The sequence below is a fragment of the Paenibacillus sp. FSL E2-8871 genome, from assembly GCF_038000345.1.
Classification (GTDB): domain Bacteria; phylum Bacillota; class Bacilli; order Paenibacillales; family Paenibacillaceae; genus Paenibacillus_AQ.
On the sequence record NZ_JBBOBV010000001.1, the window covers coordinates 42,055 to 65,400 of the forward strand.

Sequence of the window (23,346 nt, forward strand, 5' to 3'; positions counted from 1 at the left end):
TGGGTGAAATAGGCATAACATCCTCCTCTTGAAAGTAGAGTCGGCTTATTATGCCCTATTAAGTCCTGATTATTAATATTTAGTCTTCTTTAAATATATGAAAGTATAAGTTATGCCAATAAGCTATAAATAACAAAGATGAAGGCGAACAGAATCATAATGACTGCAGTTAAGGCCATGCCCCGCTTAAACTGCGGCGGGACACGATCCTTGGTCATAATTAGAACTGCGCCTAGACATAAGACTAGGACAACATAAATCGCGATATTTTCTGTGTTCATATTCTGTTATACCTGTTTGAAAGCTGCGATGATATTTTTATACTCTTCTTCATTATCTTTATAAGATTCTTTGTTGAATCGGTTGTTCACCCACTGCATCATAGCTGGACGACTAAGGAAAGTATGTGTTTCTTCTCCCCATTGATCGGAGATTTCGCGAAGTACGATATAACGTCCTTGAACTTCTACCGTCATCATATTCCATTTGTCTGTTTTGTATATTTCATGTTTTTTGATCATTATCATTACCACCCTGGCGATTTTTGGCTTTTGGCTCAATGATAACGCACTGGTCAAGGGAAAAGCAAATTAAATCACATATTTAAAGATCCAGATAGATTGATTTGAGTAGAAGATTGCAGTATAATATAGTTATACGCCATATATGGCGGTTATTTTTAGGAGGTTGTTCAATTGAAAGGTACAGTAAAATGGTTTAACGCAGAAAAAGGTTATGGTTTTCTTCAAGTAGAAGGCGGCGAAGATGTATTCGTACACTTCTCAGCAATTCAAGGTGAAGGATTCAAAACTTTGGACGAAGGTCAAGAAGTAGAATTCGATATCACTGATGGTAATCGTGGACCGCAAGCTGAAAACGTAGTAAAATTATAAGAAACGGCAAAGACAGTTAAGCTGTCTACGATAAATATATAATTTACTTGGCAAGCCCTTGCGAGAGTGGTTACCAACTATAGAACACAGTTCTTTCGGGAACTGTGTTTTTTTACGTCTAATAGACATCAATTTAGATGAAAGGTCTTTGCATTCCCAAGTGAAGGGATAGCAAAGACCTTTTAATATTTTTGAGTATCAGAAGTGTTCTATTATAGGGAAGCTTTTTTGTTCTTATTTTTGAAATAGCGCATTGAATCTCGATGGGTATCCAATAAATGCTGTCCTAAAAAGCCTACAAAAGCAAGAAGGCTGAAGCCAACCGCTACCATATAGAAGGTGAAGCGTCCAGCTTCCTGATAGATCATTCCACCAAATGTACCACTTAGAAGTCCAGCTGCACTTGACCAAACAACTGTGTAGATTGCAAGACCGGTTGCTCGGAGACGATCAGGAATAATCCGAGTGATATAGCGGACACATGTTACAAAAAAGACGCCAAATGTCAGGCTATGCAAGGCTTGAATCGCGATTATAGAGCCTGGGTGATCGGCGAGCGCCATTAGTAGAAAGCGAAGGGCATACATGAGACTGGCTAAAATTAATAAGGGCAGTTCTTTAAATTTGTCGCCATATTTGCCGAGTATAAATAATACAGGGATTTCACTTAGTGCCGAGGCAAGTAATGCCCAACCGATCACTTCCTCACCAGCGCCCAGGTTCTTTAAACTGATGGTGAGAAAAGCTTCGTTCATTCTATGGCCCAGTGCGAGTACAAAGACACATCCGAAGAACCACAGCACTTCTTTTCGCAAAAGGATATCTTTAAGCCCATGCTCTTTCTTGCCTGGTTTGGTAGTAACAGCCTTCTGATTGGGGAGCTCTGGAACAGTTTTTTTGACATCCTTGAGGCCAATTGTAATTAGAAGTGCGATTATAATGATAATAATACATAAGGTAAGACTCCAAGTAGCACCTAAAGCTCTAAGCGCATAACCGACAGTTAAAGCAAAGAAAGAATAGCCTAATGAGCCAAATACACGAATTGTAATGAAGTTTCGTCCGTGTCGCTCCGCAATTTTGATGGCCATTGTATCAGCAAGCGGAAAAACTGGGTAATAGAAGAAGTAGAAAAAGGACAAAATAAGCATAACGGAAGAAAATTCGGTTGCTCTGGCTAATAGAAGTCCGGTAACTAATTGCCCAGCGAGTAAAATAAACATGATTTTTCGAATGGTACCTAGCTTATCGCTCATCATACTCCAGAAGAGATTGGATAGGATGGAGATGAGGGGACCGAGAGAATACAAGTAGCCCACCTGAGAACTGCTAAATCCTAAATGTGTGTAGAATAAAGGAAAGTAGGATACTACAAGAACGCTAGTGCCATAAATCGTAAAAAGAAAGGAACGAAGCCAATTCTGATCACTGTAAGGGCTTCCGGTCCGTTTTAAAAACATGAAAGTGCACTCCTCTGAGATTGAAATATGGCTAGTATAGCATAAAGCAATGGAGGGTTATGTGTTTTATTCTTGAATTGCGTTATTTCTGAATCTTTCATAATTTTACGAAAGTGATTTTGTTGTTTGTACAAATACGTCTGATCATATTATAATAAGTGGTGATTTGGATAAGGAGACAACAATGTGGAGGCACTATCATTGAGTGAATTAGAGCAAGGCCGTTACCTTAGCCCGCGTGGCCCTATTGGGCTTATGAACAGGGTCTATAAGTACGTGCTGCCTGAAGTGAGAGAAAGTCTGCACTTCTGGCGCCAAGATGCGAATGGGATTCCCGATCCCGAGCTCCGGAAGCAAGCACTTGCCAGCATTGAAACAAAGGAGTTTCACTGCATAGGTGGAGGTATTTATGCCGCCGGCAATTTATCGATGAGACATATACTTATTCCGCTTATTGTTGCTTATCAAACTATCAGTGATTATCTAGATAACTTATGTGATCGCAGCACTTCGCTTGATCCTGCAGATTTCAGGCTGCTGCATCAATCTATGCTGGATGCCATTGATCCAAACGCTGAACCTGTCAATTATTATGCGCTTCGCGATGAACAGAATGACGGCGGGTACTTGTATAGGCTAGTTCGAAAATGCCAGGAGATGATCTCTTTGCTGCCAGGTTATTCCGCTGCTGCAGCGGAGATTCGTGATTTGGCTGTGCTGTATACAGATTTGCAGGTATATAAGCATATCCGCCCGGAACTCAGGGAAACAGCCCTGAAGGAATGGTGGGAGCAGCAGGGTAGCCGTGCTCCGCATCTGCATTGGAACGAGTTTGCAGCTGCAACGGGCTCTACTTTAGGCGTATTCATGCTTTTTCTATCTGCATGTGATCCGAAGCTAAGTAAGTCTTCTTCGGAATCGATTCGAGCTGCATATTTTCCACATGTTTGTGGATTGCACATTATGCTGGATTATTTGATTGATCAGGAAGAGGACCGAGCAGGCGGCGATCTTAATTTCTGCAATTATTATGACGACACGGATACCATGTTAAGTCGGATCGCTTCCATGGTTGAGTGGGCCCGTAAGGATGTACGTGAACTTCCGGAATCATCTATGCATCGTATGGTGATTGAGGGATTGCTGGCACTTTATTTATCTGATCCGAAAGTTAGCGAACAGCGGGAAGTTCGCACTGTGTCTAAAAGCCTGATGAGAGGAAGTCCGCTTACAAGGCTGTTCTTCTTCGCTAATAGCCGCTGGATACGCAATCGTTTTTTGTAACAAGGCTGCGAAGCTTCACCTATACAACGGATGGGGCATTGCACAACTTTAAGGAGGAACAACAGAATGTCAAAAATCAAAAAAATTGCAGTACTGACTAGTGGTGGAGATTCACAAGGTATGAACGCCGCTGTTCGTGCGGTTGTAAGAAGCGCACTTTATTATGGCATTGAAGTTTTTGGAGTTCAACGTGGATATCAAGGTCTTCTGAATCGCGATATCTTCCCTATGGATCTTCGCAGTGTTGGTGACATTATTCAACGTGGGGGAACCATTCTGCAATCTGCAAGATGTCTGGAGTTCACAAAACCAGAAGGTCAGCAAAAGGGTGCAGATATTCTTAATGAAATGGGCATCGATGGCCTAGTGGTTATAGGTGGAGATGGTTCTTATAAAGGTGCTAATAAACTAAGTAAACTCGGTATCAAGACGATGGCATTACCGGGAACTATTGATAATGATATTTCCTACACGGATTACACCATTGGGTTTGATACAGCAGTTGGTGTTGTTGTAGATGCTATTAACAAGCTGCGTGACACGATGTCCTCCCATGAGCGTTCTTCCATTGTAGAAGTTATGGGACGTCATTGTGGAGATATCGCGCTACATGCAGGTCTGGCTTCTGGAGCAGAAACAATTCTCGTGCCAGAAATGCCATATGACTTGAATGAAGTTGCGGATCGTATGCGCGACAACTTTGTCAGAGGTAAACGTCACAGTATCGTCATCGTTGCAGAAGGTGTGGGTAAAGGCGAAGATGTGGCCCAAGCATTGAAAGATCGTCATGCTTCTCTGGATGCACGGGTTACTGTACTTGGACATATTCAGCGGGGAGGAACACCAACACCTGGAGACCGGAACCTTGCTAGCCGTCTTGGTGACTTTGCCGTTCGTAAACTAATTGAAGGTGAGTCTGATAAAGGTTGCGGTATCATCAAGGGAGAACTAACCCTTACAGATATCGATCTTGTAGTGAATACGAAGAAAGACTTTGACGTGGAGTTGTACGAGCTTGCATCCCGTCTTTCACAATAATTAACACACAAAAAAGGAACAGCTGCGAATTTCGCACTGTTCCTTTTTTGTATTCTTTTGATTATTAGTGATGTGCTTGAGCGTCTGTATATTGTATGGCATAACGGCGTTGAACTTTAACAAGCCGAGTCAAGAGCAATGTAGCCCCAATCGCAAGGCCGGTGATCAAGCCGATCCAATAACCATAAGCTCCTAGATCCGTATAAGTAGCAAGTACATAGCCTGTAGGAAGCCCTATAACCCAATAAGCTATAAAGCAAATAATGAAGGCTGGATTAACATCCTTATAGCCACGAAGTGCTCCTTGTGTAGGTGTTGCAATCGCATCGGAAATCTGGAAAAAGATCGCATAGATTAAGAAATGCTGAATTAATGATATGACATCAGGTTCATCAGTGTATAAACCAGCTACATGATGGCCAGCAAATAAGAGCAGGAGTGCAGTTGCCAGGGAGAGGATAGCCGCAAGTCCAATTCCCATAATGGCATATTGACGGGCATCCTTTTGCCTGCCGGATCCAGTCTCGAAGCCGACGAGAATGGTAAGGCTCATACAGATACTGAGCGGAATCATATATAACGTAGTTGCAAAATTAATGGCTGCTTGATGAGCTGCAATCGTTACAGTATCGAACCGACTCATCAACAAGGTTACAGCGGAGAACACTGCAGTTTCAAAAAAAATCGAGAAGCCAATAGGTACACCGATCTTCAGTAGATCTTTGAAGCTTTTTAGCGATATAAAGAAGAACTTTCGGAAGATTCTAAGGCTTGCAAAGGGTTCTACCCGATAAATGAACAGCAGGGCAACCGAAAAAATTACCCAGTAGGTGATAGCTGATGCCACTCCAGCTCCAACACCACCAAGTCGAGGAAACCCGAATTTTCCGAAGATTAGTAAGTAGTTCAAACCAACATTCACGGGTAGGGCTATGAGTGTGATCAACATGGACACTCGTGTTTGTCCCAGAGCGTCTATACAACTACGGAGAACTGTATATCCAAACAGCGGGATAATTCCGAAGGAGATCGCATTTAGGAAACGAAATGCAACATCTCTTACAGTCGGCTCCAGATTCATAAAATTAAGGATAGGTGACAAGGCGAAGCTCCCGATTAGTAAGACAATTACAGAGACGATCAGTGATAACCAGATTCCCTGTGTGACTTGATAGGCTACTTCCTTTTCTTTTTTGCTTCCGATAAGCTGAGAGACGATGGGGGTAATCCCCATAAGGATTCCACTTAAGCCCGTTTGAATTGGGATCCAGAGACTGGTTCCTATCGCCACACCTGCCAGATCGGCTGTACCAAACTTACCTGACATGTTTGTATCAAAGAAGGTTATCGCTGACAAAGCAATCTGTGTAACCAGAATTGGAAATAAAATATGAAAGAATTGCATTGCTTTTTGTTTTAAAGAGGTGGTTTGTATCATCGTTCTTTGCCTCATTCTTTGTTGGTTTTTAATGATTACAGTAAAAGTTCCCTTTTTCTCCATTAAAAGACCCGGCAAATGCCGGGTCTTTATCTTTATCTTTATCTTTATATATCATACCTGATTTCAATTATACATAATTAGGGCTATATACATTATTTCTCATAATCGACATCGGAGGTATATCGGTTATTGGCGTTCCAGAGTAGAAACTCCTCTACATTTTCATCTTTTAAAGCGCGTATTTGATCTTCCACCTGTTTTTTACCGTATTTAATATAATGACCTTTTCCGAGCCAGCTTGCTGTAAAATCTTGAATCCAAGGACGAATAACAGGTTTGTAGCTGCCTAGAGGATCAAGCTTCTTATGGGTATCAACCATGGAGCCTTTAATGGTAGCATACGGATCTAAGTCAGGCTCTTTCACTCCAAACCATCCCGTTGAATAATGACTCGGATAAATCATCGGGCTGATGACATCCACATTCTTGGATATTTTAACGAAGTCTTGTCCTATGCCCTCAGCAGGAGCAGATGCGGCATATCCAAAAATATCTACGGATACACGAACACCAAGTGGAGCAAGCTCTGCTTTTGCGTATTTCACAAAATTAGAAATGATATCTACGCGAGAATCGCTGGTTTTGGTGTATTTAAGTGTGTCTGCACGTTTTTCGAATCCTTCAGGAAAGCGCACATAGTCGAATTGAATTTCTTTAAAGCCGAGTTTGACAGCTTCTTTGGCGATATCGACATTGTACTTCCAGACATCTTCATTATAAGGATTAACAAAGCTATCGCCGCCTTTATTCTTCCATACTGTGCCGTCTGCATTAACAAAGGATAATTGCGGGTTCTTTTTGGCAAGTATAGAGTCCTTAAAGACAACAATTCGAGCGATAGGATATACATCATGTTTATTCAATCTTTCCATCAGTTTGTTAATGTCGCCAATAAATGGCTGCGGATTACCGAGTTTCTGAAGTTCAGGATTATCGGTTTTGTACGTGATGTAACCTGCATCATCCTTAATGTCGATGACCATAGAATTTAGTTCCGTCTGATCAAGTAAAGAAAGAAGCTTTTCCATTCGTTCTCCACCGGCACTGTATGCGGTAACATAGATGCCTTTTACTTTTGGCGCATCCGGCTGAGGATCTGCGTGTAGCATGCTTTGTGAGTCATTTGCTTCTGCTGTAGCATTTGGAGCTGGAGTTGAACCATTTGAATTATTATTTTGCGTAGCGATGATGGGGGGATTCATGGCGGACTTCAATGCAATTGCCACTTCAGCGTCATGTTGATTCTGTTGCACGCCTACACTTCCCAAGGCCATCATCAGTAGAGCCCAGGTGATGTTCATTCGTATTCTCTCCCTTTATGTACATTTCCTAAATTATATAGGAACGGTTGCTTCTAAAAAGAACAGTGTTGTAATAATGTTGGCTCAGATCGGGTCTGAAAATCCATCCTTGATGTATATAACCGGGACGCACAGATTCTAAACGTATTGTTAAAAAGTAAATGCCGCCTCAAAACGGCAACATGGCCGAACTTAAGGCGGCAACTATCAAGACTTCTCTTGCGGCTTACTCATTGAAGATACGCAGAATTCTGATGTTCACAGATACTGTAATGGATGATATCCATGGCATCTGCAGGTTCCAGAATACTAAGCCCGTCACGCAGAACGATTACGGAATTTAATTCGTCCTGTTTGAGAAACGGCATCATATCAGGATACCACCTCATGACGATTGCTGACAGCTTTACCGTTTCCATTTCCACAAAAATCACCCTTTCCTTTTTCGATAGGTCTGAATGGAATTCAGTAATCATCGGAAAACGAAGTGCTTGGAAAAAAGAGGGGTAAATCTCAATCTTTATGAAATTGTTAGGGTTCTGCGTGATTATAATATATCACAATTCTGTGATTGGTGCATTTTCCAAATTAATACTTTTCATTGCCAGTTTTTATCTTTTTCGGAAGGAGCCCATAACACCAACTGTCTCGACAATATTTACAAATGCTTGAGGATCTGTCGTGCGGATAATACGTTGCAGTTCAGCAAGTTCGTAGCGGGTTGTTACTGTCATTAGCATGTCCTTTTCAACATGAGAATAAGCGCCTTCTGTTTTAATCTTTGTGACACCACGTTGAAGCCCCATTAGATGCTGAAGGAGCTCATCTGTACGATTTGTTACTATATATACGGTTACCTTTAAATGGCTGATGTGAATCATGTCCAGTACCTTACCAGTTACATATATAGATACCATCGATGCAAGAGCCAAGTTCCAGTTGTTATCAAAATATGCCGCGGCAAGAATAACGAGTCCGTTTAAGCTAACCACCACGTTTCCAACTGGGAAATCGCGGAATTTAGTGATGATGGATCCCAGGATATCAAAACCTCCGGATGAACCACCTGCACGGAAGCTGAAGCCACAGCCAATACCGACCAGCACGCCACCAAATACAGAAGAAAGCAGCATATCAGTAGCTACCAAATATTCGGGAATGATCGTCAAGAACCAGGTTGTTGCCACAACGGATAACATGCTTAGCATAATAAATCTCCGGCCTAGCTGGAACCAACCAGCTACAAGCAATGGAATATTAAAGAGAAAGTACAAGAGGCTTATGTTTAGTGGTGTAAAGTAACCCACTAACATCGAAAGCCCGGATACTCCTCCGCTGAGTAAGCGATGAGGGATTAGAAAAAGATTAAATCCACTGGCGATCAACGCTGCCCCAAAAATAACTGCAATACAATTCCAAATCTGTCTTAACAAGCAAATCCACCTCTATATATAAATTTAAAAATAAACCATGTATGCAATGAAAAGAAAGGAACCCACTGGTATTCCTACTTAGAGTTGTGATATAATGTACAGGATATTCTTGAGTAGGACGTTACAATGGTATTTTTGCATTGCATCGGATGTAAAGCTACAGTTGCTCAGGTACAATGAAGTACCTGATGAAAGGGAGGCTTTTCGTCCCAAAAGCGCTATATCATGCAGAAAAAAGAGCATGATTGGACAGCATATAAATGTGTTTACCGCTACTTAAGAATACAGACAAGCATGTGGAATGTCCACTGTATAGAAGGAGCATGAATAATTTGAAAACATTCGCAGAATTTGGCTTGGAGCCAAAAGTGCTACAAGCAATCACAGAGTTAGGATTTGAGGAGGCAACACCGATACAGGAGCAGTCAATTCCATTGGCATTGACTGGGTCGGATCTGATCGGTCAAGCACAGACTGGTACAGGTAAGACTGCTGCTTTTGGTATCCCCCTCATTTCGAAGATTAATCGCGAAGACGAAAAAATTCTGGCACTTATCATGGCACCAACACGTGAGTTGGCCATTCAAGTATCAGAAGAAATCGGTAAGCTAAGCCGTTTTAAAGGTCTTCGTTCGTTGGCAATTTATGGCGGACAAGATATTGGTCGCCAAATCCGTGGTCTTAAGAAGAAACCACAAATTATTATTGGTACACCTGGACGTTTGCTTGACCATATCAACCGTAAAACCATTCGTTTGGATGATGTTCAAACTGTTGTATTGGATGAAGCAGATGAAATGCTGGATATGGGCTTTATGGAAGATATTCAGACAATCCTCAAGCTCGTTCCTGAAGAGCGTCAAACTATGTTGTTCTCGGCTACAATGCCTCCAAACATTCAACGTCTTGCACAGCAATTCCTGAACAACCCGCAACACGTCTCCGTTATTCCGAAACAAATCAGTGCTCCGCTGATTGATCAAGCATATGTTGAAGTACCTGAACGTCAAAAGTTCGAAGCGCTTAGTCGTTTGATTGATATGGAATCACCTGAGCTTGCAATCGTGTTCGGACGCACGAAGCGCCGGGTTGATGAGCTTGCAGAAGCTTTGCAAAAACGTGGATACTCTGCTGATGGATTGCATGGTGACCTGTCTCAGAACCAACGTGATGCTGTAATGCGTAAATTCCGTGATGGCAGCATTGATGTGCTGGTAGCTACTGACGTAGCGGCTCGTGGTTTGGACGTATCCGGCGTTACTCATGTAATTAACTTTGACTTGCCGCAAGATCCAGAAAGCTATGTACACCGTATCGGTCGTACTGGTCGCGCTGGTAAAGAAGGTACAGCTTGGTCTTTCGTTACTCCACGCGAAATGGATCACCTGCATTTGATCGAACGCGTTACTCGTCACCGTATTACTCGTAAACCATTGCCAACTATGGCTGAGGCTATTGAAGGTAAACAACGCGTAACAGCAGAACGTTTGCTTGAAATGGTTGAGAACGGTGAATTGAATGAGTACAAAGGTATTTCTATTCAATTGCTTGAGCAATATGATTCCGTTCAATTGCTATCAGCTGCAATGAAGCTTCTGACTGGTGATAAGAAGGATTCTGCAATTGAATTGACTCCTGAAGATCCAATCCGTGCTAAACGTCGTGGCGGTAAGAACGACATTCGCAGTGGCCGCAAACCTAATGGTGGTTATGGTGGTAACCGTGGAACTTCCGGTGGCAGCACTGGTGGATACCGTGGAAACCGTGACAACAACGGTGGCGGAAGTCGTGGTGGCTACAGCAGCGGTGGCAGTAACTATGGTAGTGGCAGTGGCGGTTATGGCGGTGGCTATAAAGGCAACCGTGATGGCGCAGCTAGCCGTGATGGTGGAGCGAACCGCAGTGCGGACCGCAAACCATCTACTCGCCCAAGCAGCACAAGCACACGTCCAGCAAAACGCGAAGATTTCGATAATTAATACTTGATCAGAACCCGCGGGGGATGATTTATCAAAATATAAGAAGACGAGATGCCGAATAGCGGTTCTCGTCTTCTTTTTGCTGAAATATAAGGGTGTTTATTGAATTAGCAGCTTATTTAAATGAAAGTACGAGTGATGATAACGAGCAGGATAAACAATACGAGGATCGTACCAGTCGAAGTCCAGCCGCCGTAGCCAACAGGTGAGGACATACAATAACCTCCTTTAGATTGTGGTGATTTTGGGAATTCTTATGGTCACAATCCCAATATATGGACTTTATAGACTTAATGTATAGACGATGACCTAGAATTCAGAAAGTTGGGCTATGGAAAAGAGTAGGTCAAATGAGGTATAGTTAAGATAAGCAGTATGCAAGAGACAGAGGAGGAAGGGAATTGGAGTTTAAAGGAGCAATGGGTGGTTTATACCGCATCACAGAATGGATTACACGTATCGCAGCTAGTAATATCTTATGGGCACTATGTTCCGCCCCGTTTTTATTTTTTGGATTGATGAAATTGATGATGCTTGGGACAAGCTCAGGTGGAGTAAATGAGCAGCTCACATTGAACTGGGCTATGGGGATTCTGGCGCCATTTACAGTATTTCCTGCTTCGGCGGCTTTATTTACCGTTGTGCGCAAATGGGTTATGGGGAACACGGATGTAGGAACTTTTCGTACGTTTTTTCAGGGGTATAAAGAGAATTATTTAAAAAGTATGCTCGGTGGAATTATCTACACATTGATGTTCGTTATTATGTACGTCGATGTAACGGTTTACATGACACAAATGCCTAACTTCAGAATTGTTGGTATTTTGATGTTAGTGCTCATGATTATTTTATCAGTGTCCATGTTTAACTTCTTTTCTATTGTCGTTCATTATCAAATGAGCTTTAAACAAGTGATGACTAACTCAATATTGCTGACTATAGCACGTCCAATTCGCGTGTTCTCAACTTTGATTGCAGCTGCAGTGCTAGCTTATATTGGTCTTAGATATCCAGCGCTGTATTTCATCTGTATTCCAACGTTGATTGCGATGGCTGCTTTCTTTAACTTCTATGCTACCTATAATAAACTGCAATTGCAGGTGGAGCAGAAGAAACTGAAAGAGGAAGAAGAGCGAGAAGCTGCTTTGAACAATCAAGAGGATGACGACGATGACGATGATGATTATGAAGATGATGTTGAGGATAAAGATGTAAAACGTATTTAACAAAGACGAGTATTAAACATTGGAAATCGTCAGTAATTTAATTCCAGTGTAAAATAAAGCGCATACAGGTTTACTTTTTCGTTAAAACGCAATATAATAATAACAAATCCTGCGATGTTCGTTACGGTTGCTCGTTGTTTTGAACCAATGATAATGTCTTGGGAGATCTACACGAAGCGCAGCTGAACAGCCCTGTCTATATGACTTGGGGAATTCAAAAACGTTTTCTGCGATCACCCACCTGCTCTAGCAGGTTCAGAAGACACTGTAGCCGGACGGCATAAGCGGGTTTTCTATTGTTTAGGCCAAAGCGCCCTGTATCCCGTGAAAGTTGGGAACGGGCGCTTTTTTGTGTGTCTGGAACAAGGAGAAAGTGAGTAATACCCTTTTGTTCCTGAGACAAGAGTGTTACACTTAGAATAATGAACTTGGGATTTGTAGAGGGGGAAGAATTTTGTCGTTAAAAAGAACCTTGGTCGGTTTATTCCGTAGTCATGATGGAACAAGCGACCGCGCAAAAGATCCGACATTAAAAACGCGTTATTACAATCTTACGAAAGACAAAGCTTGGGAGGAAGTTTCATCAACGCTTAAGAAGATTCCTGGATTCAAGGTGCTTCATGAAGTGGAGTCAGTAGGTGAGATCACTCTGGAGAAGAGAACGGCATTCGGCCGTACACTGGACATTACTGTCTCTGTGCTCAATACCACACCTGTTCGTTGTGGCGTAGATATGTACTCTGCATCTAGAGGTTCGCTAGGTGATTTGGGTGCTAATTACCGTGTCATTCAGCGGTTATATGCATCTTTGGACAAAAAATTAGGAAAATACAAAGCAGACTAATTTTCAGAGATTCTTACTAAACCTTCTTACTTAGGGATTGTATGAATGCGTTTACGAAAATGATGACTGCTCTGGATATTATCGATAAATCTTTCTATTACAAAAAAAGCGGGAGAAGGATGGACCTTCTTCCGCTTTTTTCAAAATATAAGAAAGTATAAGTTCTACACCTATACTTTATGTCTTATATTTCTCGCATAAACACATTGTCGCCCTTGTAAGGACGACAAAGGCATTTATGCTTGCAGTGATAAGTAAGTATTGTCGAAAATGGCCGCTAACTTACTGTTCTAGAGAATTAGAGCAAGCTCTTCACAGCAGCTATAGCATCTTCGTAATTAGGGTGCTCAGTCATTTCACTCAAATATTCAACATAGGTGAGTGTGTTGTTCTTGTCTAGCACAAAAATAGAACGCATATCTAACCGAAATTCTTTGATTAGTACGCCATAAGCTTGTCCGAATGAGGCTGCTTTGTGATCGGATAGAGTGATTACGCGATCGATCCCTGCAGCGCCACACCAGCGGGCTTGAGCAAATGGTAGGTCCATACTTACTGTGAGGATAACTACATCGTCACCTAGCTCTGCAGCTTCGCTATTGAACCGGCGGGTCTGTGCATCACATACACCAGTATCTAGAGAAGGTACAACACTGATCAGCTTGATTTTACCGGCATAATCACTAAGAGACACTTCTTCCAGTAGATTCTTACTTAGAACAAAATCAGGAGCGGGATCACCAGCTGTAAGCTTGGGTCCTACGAGAGTGATGGGGCTGCTTTTGAAAGTAGCTACGCCTGTTCTTTCTTGCGTCATATCCTTGTTTTCCTCCTCGAATTGTAATATTGGCTCTTACTGCCACAATAAATTATAATCTTATTTACAGGGAGATGTCCAACAGAGCAAGATATAAATGTAAAGGGATGGGTGTAATGATATTTATTAGGTATGAAAATTGGAAAAGTTATCTCCGGTATTACCCGGTAACATGTCTTCTCATTGTAGCTAATGTGATTATGTTTATGCTCATGGCGTTCAATGGTGGATCCACCAATATACAAACACTTGTTAATTTTGGTGCTATAGTTGATGTTAGCCCGTATAAAGAGGAACTGTGGCGTTATGTGGCGGCTATTTTTTTACATAATGGGTTTTCCCATCTATTCTTTAATAGCTTCGCTCTACTGGTATTTGCACCGCCTCTGGAGCGCCTGCTTGGCTGGTGGCGATATGCAATTCTTTATGTGGTAGGTGGAGTTCTTGCGAATTTTCTAACGATTGCAATCAGCAGTCGCTCAGTATTAGAGGTAGGTACGGTCTCGGTAGGTGCTTCTGGAGCAATCTACGCCGTCTATGGCGCATTTTTATACATTGCTGTTATTCAACGGGCGATGATGGACGAAGGCTCGCGAAAGACGTTATACGGTTTGCTTGTAATCGGGATCATTATGTCGTTTGCAACACCAAATGTGAATTGGGTTGCGCATATCGGAGGCTTGGTTTCTGGCTTTTTCCTATATGGACTTATTATTCGTATATTTAAAAAAAGCCTAAGACAGGGGCGATGATGGAGTGGAGCTAAGACAGCTGCAATATTTTCTAAAGGTAGCCCAAAAAGAACATGTAACAAGAGCGGCGGAGGAACTTCATGTAGCGCAGTCTGCGGTAAGCCGTCAGATTCATCAATTGGAGCAAGAGCTTGGGGTTGACTTGTTCATGCAAAAAGGGCGTAATTTGCAGCTTACGCCGGTTGGACAGCTCTTTTGCAAGCGGGTGGATAGTATTCTTAAGGAATTGGAACATTCGGTAAATGAAGTGCATGAATTTCTAGATCCGGAACGTGGAGAGATTCGTATAGGGTTTCCTCACAGTCTTGGAACGCATCTTATCCCGACTATCGTTGCAGAATTCCGCCAGCACTATCCCCATGTTAAGTTTCGCTTTAAGCAGGGCTCTTACCCTTCGCTGATAAAGGACGTATTATCTGGAGAGGTGGATTTAACATTTATTTCGCCTTTTCCGGAAAATGATGAGCATGTCTCTGGAGATATTGTTATGACTGAAGAGTTATTTGCAATACTTCCTCAGAATCATCAGCTGGCAGGAGAATCTGAGATCCGACTGGAGCAGCTTCAAAATGAAAAGTTTGTTCTATTCAGTCAAGGTTATTCTTTGAGACCGATCGTTTGGCAAGCGTGCTTGCAGGCGGGATTTCAACCACAGATTGCATTCGAAGGTGGGGAGACTGATACCATACGTGGTTTAGTGGCGGCAGGGATGGGTGTAAGCCTTCTGCCGGAGATGGCGTTCTATCAGACGAATCCTCTCCAGCCAGCTCAGGTAAGGGTTGTGGAGCCTGCTGTGACGAGGACGGTTGGTTTGATCTACCGAACAGATAGTAAGTTGCCGCTGGTTGCACGTTCGTTTCGGACTTTTTTGATATCCTATTTTAAAGCGAGGCAAAATAATACCCCGGTTGGCTCTTAGCCTTCCGGGGTTTCTTTTTGTGCTGTATTTTTGTATTAGTCGCGGTTACCTAAAAAGACGGTAATCAAACGAAGCAGTTCGAGTAAGGAGACTAGCGCGGCGGCAACGTACGTTAATGCAGCTGCGTTTAGGACTTTGGCTACTCCGCGTTCCTCTTCGTTACGAATGTAGCCTTGCTCTACCATGACTTGACGTGCCCGGTTGCTGGCATTGAACTCAACTGGGAGTGTCACAAGCTGGAAGGCAACAGCGGCCGAGAAGAAAATGATACCAAGGCCTACAAGATTAAAGTAACCGAATATAAATCCTGCCATAAGCATGAATGGTGCTATACCTGATGCAAAATTAACTACTGGGAACATCCGGTGACGTAGTGTTAACATAGGATAACTTACTTTATGCTGAATGGCGTGACCCACTTCGTGACAAGCGACTGAGACTGCTGCGATAGAACTCTCATAATAAACAGGCTCAGATAAGCGTACAACTCTGTGAATCGGATCATAGTGGTCAGAAAGCGTACCTCTTACAGGCTCAATCGGAACATCGTGAAGTCCATTCGCGTCGAGCATGCGTCTAGCTGCTTCATATCCTGTCAGACCGTTTAAGTTGGCGACCTTGGACCATTTGCTGAATGTCCCTTTAACTCTGAACTGGGCCCATAATGAAAAAATAAAAGCGATAATTACTAATAGATACATTCCCATAGCTGCATTCCTCCACTGTATTGTAAATATGGTATTTACATTGGCGGTCCTTGCGTAAGCAATAGAAGCCGAATCGCCTCCATGCAGGCCACTCCTTGTGGGAGTAAGTTAGAGAGCGCGCGTTTGGCCTGTCCCGGCTTCAGACCGCTTATAATGGGTTCAAGTGCCTTTACTTCACGTTCTAGTCGTTGCATATGCTGCTCAAGCTCGACTAATTTATCAGATACGTCAGTTTCAGGAGTAGCCTCGCTCCATTTGCTCATCATGGATTTGATTTCTTCCAATGAATACTTGTCATGCTTTAATTGATTAATACGTTCTAAGTCGACCAAGGTTTCATGACTGTAAAGTCGGTAATTTTTGGTGCTTCTTGACTCTGGGGAGATTAACCCCAATTTCGTGTAATAATCAATGGTGCGCTCACTGATGTGAGCAGCCTTAGCTAATTCTCCAATTCGATATAGAATCATATCCCCATGCTACCTCGCCTCACTAATCGAATTCGACTGTCCATAAAGGATAGTCGTCTCCTATATTGGTGGTTTCTATTATGCTATCTGTAATGATAACAAACTGTAAACCATACAGTCAAACGTCATACTTTCATAAAGTATATGCATTAAAGAGAGGTTAATTCATGAAATGAAATGCGTTGTTTATATACAATACACTCAAACTCCATGTGATATCAAATTTGAACCGATTATGCTCATTAATAAATCCCAACTATAAACATGACATTTAATGTTATGTTTATTGGAGAATCAATAAGGATGATTCGATAAAAAAGTAATATTAGAGCGGATCTTCACGTAGTTATTTCAATGAATTCATAGCTGTATGGGCCTAAAATACTGAGATAGTCCAAGTGTACTATGGAGAATTTTGAGTTTAGTGAAAATAAAATAAAAACATTCCCAAAAATAGTCTTGTCAATTTACCTGACTTCTGATTATAATGACATTAAGAGTTTCACGCTTTGTTAGAAAATATAACATTGGGGAGTGGGGTAAAAATGAAAAAGAAATGGTTGATGATGTTACTGGCCATGATTACGCTGATGGTTTATCCGGTAAGTGCTTTTGCGGCGGACGGTCCAACAAATGCAGATTTGCAGGTCGGATTGGATACCGCGTTTACCTTCCTGGCATTCATCTTAGTTTTCTTTATGCAAGCAGGGTTCGCGATGCTTGAAGCAGGATCAGTTCGAATGAAGAATGCAGGTCACGTAGCCGGTAAGACGGTACTGACACTAGCCATTGCGAGTGTATGTTTCTGGGCTGTTGGCTTTGGACTTGGCTTCGGTAACGGTAACGGCTTCTTCGGTACTACAGGCTTCTTGTATGGCGGAGATTCAACAGCATCTTCATTTGAATCACTTGCATTTTCTGATGTTACTTTAAATGTTAAATTCTTGTTCCAAATGGCGTTTGCAGCAGTTTCCTTAGCTATCGTATCTGGAGGCATGGCAGAACGTGCAAAGATCAGTGTGTACATTATATTCGGAATTTTATTCTCAATCGTAATTTATCCTGTCGTAGCACACTGGGTATGGGGCGGCGGCTGGTTGGCTGAGCTGGGAATGCAAGATTATGCAGGTTCCACGGTTGTCCATCTTACAGGTGCCACTGCAGCGGTAGTAGCAACCATATTGCTTAAGCCACGACTTGGTAAGTTTAATAAAGAAGGTAAACCTGTTATTATTCCAGGTCATAACCAAGTATTTACTGTACTCGGTGTGATTATCCTCTGGTTTGGTTGGTTCGGATTTAATCCAGGTAGTGCTTTGTCCCCAATGGGAGGTTTCTTTGGTCACGTAGCATTAACAACGAATATCGCAGCAGCAGCAGGCGGTTTGGCGGCATTAATTGCTTCTTGGTTGTATTTTGGTAAATCTGATATTCCAGCAATGCTGAATGGTGTTCTAGCTGCATTGGTTGCGATCACTGGTGCATGTGCTTACGTTGAACCATGGGCAGCAATCATTATTGGTTTAGTAGCGGGTGCGTTCACATTCATGACTTCCCAATGGCTGGAACGTGCAGGACTTGATGATCCAATCTATGCTTTCTCGGTACATGGTATTGCAGGAATGTGGGGCGCGGTTTCCACGGGTCTATTCGCTGCACCGGATCTTATTACTAAAGGTGCTTTGGTAGGGGAAGCCGGATTGTTCTACGGTGGAGGTTTCCACCAGCTGGGTGTTCAAGTGCTTGGGGTAGTAGGAACATTTGCTTTCGTAGCCGTGCTTTCATTCATTATCTTATATGTAATGAAGGTAACAACAGGACTTCGTGTTACGGAAGAAGAAGAATTGATGGGTCTGGATATCAGTGAGCATGGTACTTACGGATACCCTGAACAAATGAAATTAATTGCAGAATCGGAATCCAAAACCCTTAAACAATAATATGAATCCTCAGATAGGGAGGCGGACCGTGTGGCTTCGATGGAGTTAACAGACGGGTATGATGAAGAAAGCTTTAGGACCATCGTTTTAGCCGGTTCGCCACAGGAACTTAGGGAGAGGCGAATTGCCTGCCAAAGTATTCTACTGGAACAGTTGAATGTAATTCCGATTGAGGAATGGATGTTTCGTGTGAATACAATGCATGATCTTATTGCAGAGACTGCAGTACTAATATGTGAGGCGCAGATGAAAGAGGCGGGCTATGGCCCGCCTCCCTGTGCTTATTCATTTATTGTGTTTGGCAGTAGTGGAAGGCAGGAAGCTACACTGTGGAGCGATCAGGATAATGGTTTGATCGTTGATGGTGAACCGGATGGGGAGAAGAATAGATACTTTGAGTTTTTTGGAATGATGTTATCCGATCTGCTTGAAGAAGTAGGATATGAGAAATGTGCAGGCAAGGTAATGTGCTCCCAAGGGATGTGGAGGAAGACGTTATCGGAATGGAAGGAGCAGCTGAAGGAATGGAGAACCCAGTTGGAATGGGAGCCAATTCGGTATCTTATCATTTCTTCAGATATGCGCCATGTTGCGGGAAGTACGGAGTTATCAGCATTGTGGCAAGAGGCTTTTTATGAGGGTTTTATTGACAATGAGGAGTTGTCTGTGGCTGTTCTTCGCAATACAGTCCGCCATAAAGCGACTTTAAATCTGCTGGGACAGGTGTTAACAGAGCGCTTTGGGGATTATGCAGGTGGATTTGACATTAAGTATGGAGTCTATATCCCGGTAGTGAACATTGTTAGACGCTTATCGTTATTGCATCATATTAGAGCTAGCTCGACCTTAGAGCGAATTGAAGAGCTTGAAAGACTTCACAAATATCAACATCTGGATGATATTCGGCGAGCTTTCTTATTGGCGATGCGGATGCGAGTGAACACGCCATTTAGTGTCCAGAATGGCTTGTTAATCAGCAGTGATTATATTGCTGAGAGTGAACTGAAGAATAAGCAGCTGTTGTCTGAGCTGCGTGAAAGTCTGCTGCTTGTTAGACGCCTTCATCGGGCGTTGCAGCGTCAGCTCCGCTCAGCGGAAAGGTGGCGAACATGAGGGAGCCAAGCAAGAATGGAGGATTCTGGAACAACCTGAGACAAGGTGGAATGCCGTCGGCAATCGCTTCGATGAGAGGGGGAGAAACTGCTCATCAGACTGCGCAGCAAATGGCCTACATCCGATCTCTCATGCGTGAGAAGCGTCGTCCTGAGGTGCTGCGTACTCCGCTGTCTGAACTGGAGACGGTTATATTTGATTTAGAGACGACGGGATTTTCTCATCAGCATGGAGATGAAATTATGTCGTTTGGTGCAATTAAGGTTGTTGGAGAGGAAATTAAGGAAGATGAATGCTTTTACACCTTGGTGAATTGTCAGACGGCAATTCCAGAAGATATTACGAGGTTAACAGGGATAACGGAAGAGATGACTGGGTCCGCCCCATCCTTAATTGATGGCCTTCATAATTTCATGTCCTTTGTGGGGCAAAATGTGCTAGTGGCACATGCAAGCTCGCATGATAAAGCTTTTCTCAATGCCGCGCTATGGAGAACTTCTAAAGTTCAGCTTACACACCGGGTGCTGGACACGATGATGCTTGCACGTTGGCTTGAGCCGCAGCGAAATAACTATACACTCGATGAACTGTTATTTGTCCATGAAATTCCGATTCATGGACGTCACAATGCATTAGAGGATGCCAAAATGACAGCCCAGCTGTGGGTGGCTTATCTTCGCGAAATTTCGGAGCGGGGCCAAGTAGATACCTTAGGCGATTTATATGCTTATTTAAGTAGAACGTGAAGCGGGGCATGAGATAGTTCAGGGAAAGCTGTTCCTTGTTCATTTGAATACCGCTCAATATAAAATCCATTCAGAAATGGAGAGCAGCCATCTTCAGTTCTGGGAGAACCAATAAGGTAGACCTTAAATTCAGGTCCAAGTGCTGCTAATCCTTTATAATCGGCAACCGAAGGTATAGGTTCTGAATTTGGGTGGGAATGAAATAAACCGATGAGTGTCGGCTCATTGTAAAGAACATGAATCCATTCTTCAGGGTGGGGAGTGAATGTGTGCAGCGGGTCTGGCGCTACGTTGCGCATAGGTACGTAAGTATCGATGAGCATGCCACCCGCTGCGGCAGCACCCAGCAGGACTCCGCATGCTTCATGCGGGTAACTGGACAGCAAGTGCTTCCCCAGTGCTTGCTGTACGGAATATTTCAGTCTTATAGGCTGGACATTTCCCTGTAATGCTGCCATTTGTTCACCCCTCTCTCTTCATTAGGGTTTCGTCGCTGACGATACCCTCTTTTTATTTTTCTTTTTGTCTAAAAAATGGATGGTTTGAAATTGAAGTTAATGAGGGTACAATAGTAGAAAACTATTCCATTCGAAAAGGAACAGATCCCTATGAAAGCAGTAAATAAATTGAATATCACGATAGTGATTCTTATTGTATGTGTAGCTGTGTTTGCGGTGTGGCATAATCGTGAGCCGAAGGCTACCGCTGTTTTTGGACAACAAGATGAGCCGCCAATGAAAATAGGACCTAAGGCTGGACTGCTCGCTCCCTCATTTTCACTCCAAGGAACGGATGGAACTACATATGTAGTTGACGGGCCGCGAGAGAAGGCAGTTCTCGTTAATTTCTGGGCTTCATGGTGTGATCCCTGCAAGGAGGAAGCTCCGGAGCTTAACACCATGGCCACTAAGTATAAGGATGTTCTAGATATTTACGGTATTAATGTGAGTAGTCAGGATTATAAACCCAATGCAGAACGTTTTATTAAGAAATACGGTCTTGTGTTCCCGGTTATGTTTGATGTGAAAGATGAGGTGTACAGCAAATATAACGGAGCAGTATTTCCTACCAATGTGCTTATTGACAAGAATGGAGTGATCTCAGAGATTATTCTAGGCATTCTTAGTCCGGAAGAGCTGGAGAAAAAAATTATCAAGCTTACCGAATCATAAAGGATCTACACCAAAGAATTATAAAAGGCCCCCTTCATTACAGTTAAACTGTTGAAGGGGGTTCTTCGTCATATGAATGCTTATGAAAGGTATGAATTAATGATTTACCAGGCCTCTAGGTTCAGTACTTCCAGACTGTTCATTTTCCAGCGAGAGTTGATTCAGAAGTGCGTAGCGCATACTGTCAACAAGCGCTTCCCAGCTGGCTTCAATGACGTTACTGGAGACGCCTACCGTACTCCAAGTGTCTGTGAAGTTCTTGGATTCAATCAATACCCGTACTTTCGCAGCGGTCTGATCCTGTTCATCTATAACACGGACTTTATAGTCGGATAGATGCATTTCCTTCAATTGCGGGAAGTAGGTCTGCAGCGCTTTACGAAGAGCGTTGTCGAGTGCATTGACCGGACCGTTACCTTCAGCAGCGGTATAAAGGTTCTCATTGCCAACCTTCAGTTTAACGAAGGCTTCAGATACAACTGGAAGCTCTGCGGTTTTTTCGACTAACATCTTGAAGGATTCAAAGGTAAAGGTTTCGTTCATCTCGCCAGTAGCTTCCCGAAGCAATAGCTCCAGCGAGGCATCGGCACCTTCAAATTGATACCCCTGATGCTCCATCGTTTTGATCTTCTCGATCACCCGGCGAGCTTGCTCGCTGCTTGGATCCAAATTTAAACCCATATCTTGCGCCTTGGAGAGCACATTGCTCTGTCCAGCCAGTTCAGAGACCAGCACACGTTGTTTATTCCCGACAAGCTCAGGAGCGATGTGCTCATAGGTCCGTGAATCACGCATGATAGCGGAGACATGGATTCCACCTTTGTGTGCGAAAGCTGCATTTCCGACATAAGGTTGATTTACCGGCAGATTAACATTGGCAACTTCACTAATATAGCGTGCTGTGTTCGTAAGCTGCGGTAAAGAATCACCAGGAATACAGTGGTATCCCATTTTGAGCTGAAGGGTAGGGATGATGGAACATAAGTTGGCATTGCCGCATCGTTCGCCGTAACCATTAATGGTACCTTGAACTTGCCGTGCTCCAGCACCGATGGCGCTAAGTGTATTAGCTACCGCCAGCTCACAGTCATTGTGAGTGTGAATTCCGAGATTTGCTCCAGGTAGCTGCCCAGCCAGAGCGGTAACAATCTCATGAATTTCAAAAGGCAATGTTCCACCGTTGGTATCGCACATTACAAGCCAATCTGCTCCGGCTTCCCGGGATTTGGACAGAACGGCTGCTGCATATTCAGGATTGTTCTTGTATCCATCAAAGAAATGCTCGGCATCAAAAATTACTTCAAGGCCTTTGCGTTTCAAGTAGGATATGGAGTCGCCAATCATGGCGAGATTCTCCTCAAGCGTAGTCTGTAATGCAGTGTGTACATGAAAATCCCAAGACTTTCCGACGAGTGTAGCAGCAGGAACTCCTGCATCAATCATACGTTTTAAATTGTCATCGTTTTCGGCCAAGGAATTCTTCCGCCGTGTGCTGCCGAACGCTGTGATTTTGGCGTTCAGATGAAGCTCCTTGACTCTTTTAAAAAATTCAATGTCTTTATTGTTGCTTCCCGGGATGCCACCTTCAATATAGTGCACACCCAGATCATCGAGCTTCTTGGCAATCTTCAGCTTGTCGTCAGCCGACAGACTGATGCCTTCACCTTGGGTGCCGTCGCGTAATGTAGTATCGAAGATGGAGATGGACTTAGACATGAGTGTCCTCCTAAAAGTTTTGTAAGCCTCGTCTT

General features: G+C 43.1%; 25 protein-coding genes and 1 other RNA gene. 13 read left to right on the forward strand and 13 right to left on the reverse strand.

The features are described 5' to 3' along the window. Positions 1-110: 110 nt before the first annotated feature. On the reverse strand, positions 111-281 hold the full coding sequence (locus tag NYE25_RS00225; protein WP_167348490.1) for a hypothetical protein: 171 nt from the start codon (positions 279-281) through the stop codon (positions 111-113). 6 nt (positions 282-287) lie between these two features. Continuing rightward, positions 288-521, reverse strand: a complete 234-nt coding sequence (locus NYE25_RS00230) for a hypothetical protein (protein ID WP_036689271.1) — start codon at positions 519-521, stop codon at positions 288-290. A gap of 174 nt (positions 522-695) precedes the next feature. On the opposite strand from NYE25_RS00230, the gene NYE25_RS00235 reads away from it, so the two are divergent. Continuing rightward, entirely contained in the window at positions 696-893 is a 198-nt protein-coding gene (locus NYE25_RS00235) for a cold shock domain-containing protein (RefSeq protein ID WP_042126303.1), read from the forward strand. Between the two features lie 212 nt (positions 894-1,105). Here the strand turns inward: NYE25_RS00235 and NYE25_RS00240 are convergent, their stop codons facing one another. Further along, positions 1,106-2,353 (reverse strand): MFS transporter, encoded by a 1,248-nt coding sequence (locus NYE25_RS00240; protein WP_341144809.1) that lies wholly within the window; start codon positions 2,351-2,353, stop codon positions 1,106-1,108. 201 nt (positions 2,354-2,554) lie between these two features. Here NYE25_RS00240 and NYE25_RS00245 point away from each other — a divergent pair, with 201 nt between their 5' ends. Next, the gene (locus NYE25_RS00245; RefSeq protein WP_283911226.1) at positions 2,555-3,637 is read left to right on the forward strand and encodes a tetraprenyl-beta-curcumene synthase family protein; all 1,083 of its coding nucleotides are present in this window, start codon (positions 2,555-2,557) and stop codon (positions 3,635-3,637) included. Between the two features lie 66 nt (positions 3,638-3,703). Then, on the forward strand, positions 3,704-4,675 hold the full coding sequence (pfkA, locus tag NYE25_RS00250; protein WP_042126307.1) for a 6-phosphofructokinase: 972 nt from the start codon (positions 3,704-3,706) through the stop codon (positions 4,673-4,675). A 64-nt stretch (positions 4,676-4,739) separates the two neighbouring features. On the opposite strand, the gene NYE25_RS00255 is transcribed toward pfkA, so the two are convergent. From NYE25_RS00255 to NYE25_RS00270, 4 genes are all read right to left on the reverse strand, one after another. Then, a complete protein-coding gene (locus tag NYE25_RS00255; protein WP_341144810.1) occupies positions 4,740-6,113 on the reverse strand; it encodes an MATE family efflux transporter in 1,374 nt (457 codons plus the stop codon). Between the two features lie 155 nt (positions 6,114-6,268). Next, on the reverse strand, positions 6,269-7,477 hold the full coding sequence (locus tag NYE25_RS00260) for a putative glycoside hydrolase (protein ID WP_076283173.1): 1,209 nt from the start codon (positions 7,475-7,477) through the stop codon (positions 6,269-6,271). 230 nt (positions 7,478-7,707) lie between these two features. Continuing rightward, positions 7,708-7,896, reverse strand: coding sequence for a hypothetical protein (locus NYE25_RS00265; RefSeq protein WP_036689649.1), 189 nt, complete (start codon positions 7,894-7,896; stop codon positions 7,708-7,710). A 192-nt stretch (positions 7,897-8,088) separates the two neighbouring features. Beyond that, complete coding sequence (locus NYE25_RS00270) at positions 8,089-8,910, reverse strand: YitT family protein (protein WP_076283172.1); 822 nt, start codon at positions 8,908-8,910, stop codon at positions 8,089-8,091. Between the two features lie 332 nt (positions 8,911-9,242). Between NYE25_RS00270 and NYE25_RS00275 the strand changes: the two genes are divergently transcribed. Next, positions 9,243-10,889, forward strand: coding sequence for a DEAD/DEAH box helicase (locus NYE25_RS00275; protein WP_076283171.1), 1,647 nt, complete (start codon positions 9,243-9,245; stop codon positions 10,887-10,889). A 119-nt stretch (positions 10,890-11,008) separates the two neighbouring features. Here the strand turns inward: NYE25_RS00275 and NYE25_RS00280 are convergent, their stop codons facing one another. Continuing rightward, on the reverse strand, positions 11,009-11,104 hold the full coding sequence (locus NYE25_RS00280) for a hypothetical protein (protein ID WP_042186834.1): 96 nt from the start codon (positions 11,102-11,104) through the stop codon (positions 11,009-11,011). Between the two features lie 186 nt (positions 11,105-11,290). Between NYE25_RS00280 and NYE25_RS00285 the strand changes: the two genes are divergently transcribed. The 3 genes from NYE25_RS00285 (at position 11,291) to NYE25_RS00295 (ending at position 12,959) form a co-directional block, all read left to right on the forward strand. Beyond that, a complete protein-coding gene (locus tag NYE25_RS00285; RefSeq protein ID WP_042186837.1) occupies positions 11,291-12,115 on the forward strand; it encodes a YesL family protein in 825 nt (274 codons plus the stop codon). A gap of 103 nt (positions 12,116-12,218) precedes the next feature. Continuing rightward, positions 12,219-12,410, forward strand: a non-coding RNA gene (gene ssrS, locus NYE25_RS00290) — 6S RNA. A gap of 159 nt (positions 12,411-12,569) precedes the next feature. Beyond that, the gene (locus NYE25_RS00295) at positions 12,570-12,959 is read left to right on the forward strand and encodes a DUF1499 domain-containing protein (protein ID WP_042186839.1); all 390 of its coding nucleotides are present in this window, start codon (positions 12,570-12,572) and stop codon (positions 12,957-12,959) included. 298 nt (positions 12,960-13,257) lie between these two features. Here NYE25_RS00295 and tpx read toward each other — a convergent pair whose 3' ends face one another. Next, positions 13,258-13,776: a thiol peroxidase gene (gene tpx, locus NYE25_RS00300; RefSeq protein ID WP_042186841.1), complete on the reverse strand. Its 519-nt coding sequence runs from the start codon at positions 13,774-13,776 to the stop codon at positions 13,258-13,260. A 116-nt stretch (positions 13,777-13,892) separates the two neighbouring features. On the opposite strand from tpx, the gene NYE25_RS00305 reads away from it, so the two are divergent. Together NYE25_RS00305 and NYE25_RS00310 are read left to right on the forward strand one after the other, a co-directional pair. Next, entirely contained in the window at positions 13,893-14,528 is a 636-nt protein-coding gene (locus tag NYE25_RS00305; RefSeq protein ID WP_341053678.1) for a rhomboid family intramembrane serine protease, read from the forward strand. 4 nt (positions 14,529-14,532) lie between these two features. Further along, entirely contained in the window at positions 14,533-15,447 is a 915-nt protein-coding gene (locus tag NYE25_RS00310; protein WP_042186843.1) for a LysR family transcriptional regulator, read from the forward strand. Between the two features lie 35 nt (positions 15,448-15,482). Here NYE25_RS00310 and NYE25_RS00315 read toward each other — a convergent pair whose 3' ends face one another. Together NYE25_RS00315 and NYE25_RS00320 are read right to left on the reverse strand one after the other, a co-directional pair. After that, positions 15,483-16,154 (reverse strand): zinc metallopeptidase, encoded by a 672-nt coding sequence (locus NYE25_RS00315; protein WP_042186846.1) that lies wholly within the window; start codon positions 16,152-16,154, stop codon positions 15,483-15,485. Between the two features lie 35 nt (positions 16,155-16,189). Next, entirely contained in the window at positions 16,190-16,624 is a 435-nt protein-coding gene (locus NYE25_RS00320; protein WP_341053681.1) for a MerR family transcriptional regulator, read from the reverse strand. Positions 16,625-17,169: 545 nt separating this feature from the next. Here NYE25_RS00320 and NYE25_RS00325 point away from each other — a divergent pair. From NYE25_RS00325 to NYE25_RS00335, 3 genes are read left to right on the forward strand one after another with little or no spacing between them, the layout of a single operon-like run. Then, the gene (locus NYE25_RS00325) at positions 17,170-18,564 is read left to right on the forward strand and encodes an ammonium transporter (protein WP_042186849.1); all 1,395 of its coding nucleotides are present in this window, start codon (positions 17,170-17,172) and stop codon (positions 18,562-18,564) included. Between the two features lie 39 nt (positions 18,565-18,603). Next, on the forward strand, positions 18,604-19,677 hold the full coding sequence (locus NYE25_RS00330; protein ID WP_341147659.1) for a DUF294 nucleotidyltransferase-like domain-containing protein: 1,074 nt from the start codon (positions 18,604-18,606) through the stop codon (positions 19,675-19,677). After that, positions 19,674-20,423: an exonuclease domain-containing protein gene (locus tag NYE25_RS00335; protein ID WP_341144811.1), complete on the forward strand. Its 750-nt coding sequence runs from the start codon at positions 19,674-19,676 to the stop codon at positions 20,421-20,423. The genes NYE25_RS00330 and NYE25_RS00335 overlap by 4 nt, the downstream gene beginning before the upstream one ends. On the opposite strand, the gene NYE25_RS00340 is transcribed toward NYE25_RS00335, so the two are convergent. Next, on the reverse strand, positions 20,405-20,881 hold the full coding sequence (locus NYE25_RS00340) for a M67 family metallopeptidase (protein WP_341144812.1): 477 nt from the start codon (positions 20,879-20,881) through the stop codon (positions 20,405-20,407). The genes NYE25_RS00335 and NYE25_RS00340 overlap by 19 nt on opposite strands. A 150-nt stretch (positions 20,882-21,031) precedes the next feature. On the opposite strand from NYE25_RS00340, the gene NYE25_RS00345 reads away from it, so the two are divergent. Then, on the forward strand, positions 21,032-21,595 hold the full coding sequence (locus tag NYE25_RS00345) for a TlpA family protein disulfide reductase (RefSeq protein WP_076283167.1): 564 nt from the start codon (positions 21,032-21,034) through the stop codon (positions 21,593-21,595). 96 nt (positions 21,596-21,691) lie between these two features. On the opposite strand, the gene cimA is transcribed toward NYE25_RS00345, so the two are convergent. After that, on the reverse strand, positions 21,692-23,311 hold the full coding sequence (gene cimA, locus NYE25_RS00350; RefSeq protein ID WP_341144813.1) for a citramalate synthase: 1,620 nt from the start codon (positions 23,309-23,311) through the stop codon (positions 21,692-21,694). Between the last annotated feature and the right edge of the window lie 35 nt (positions 23,312-23,346).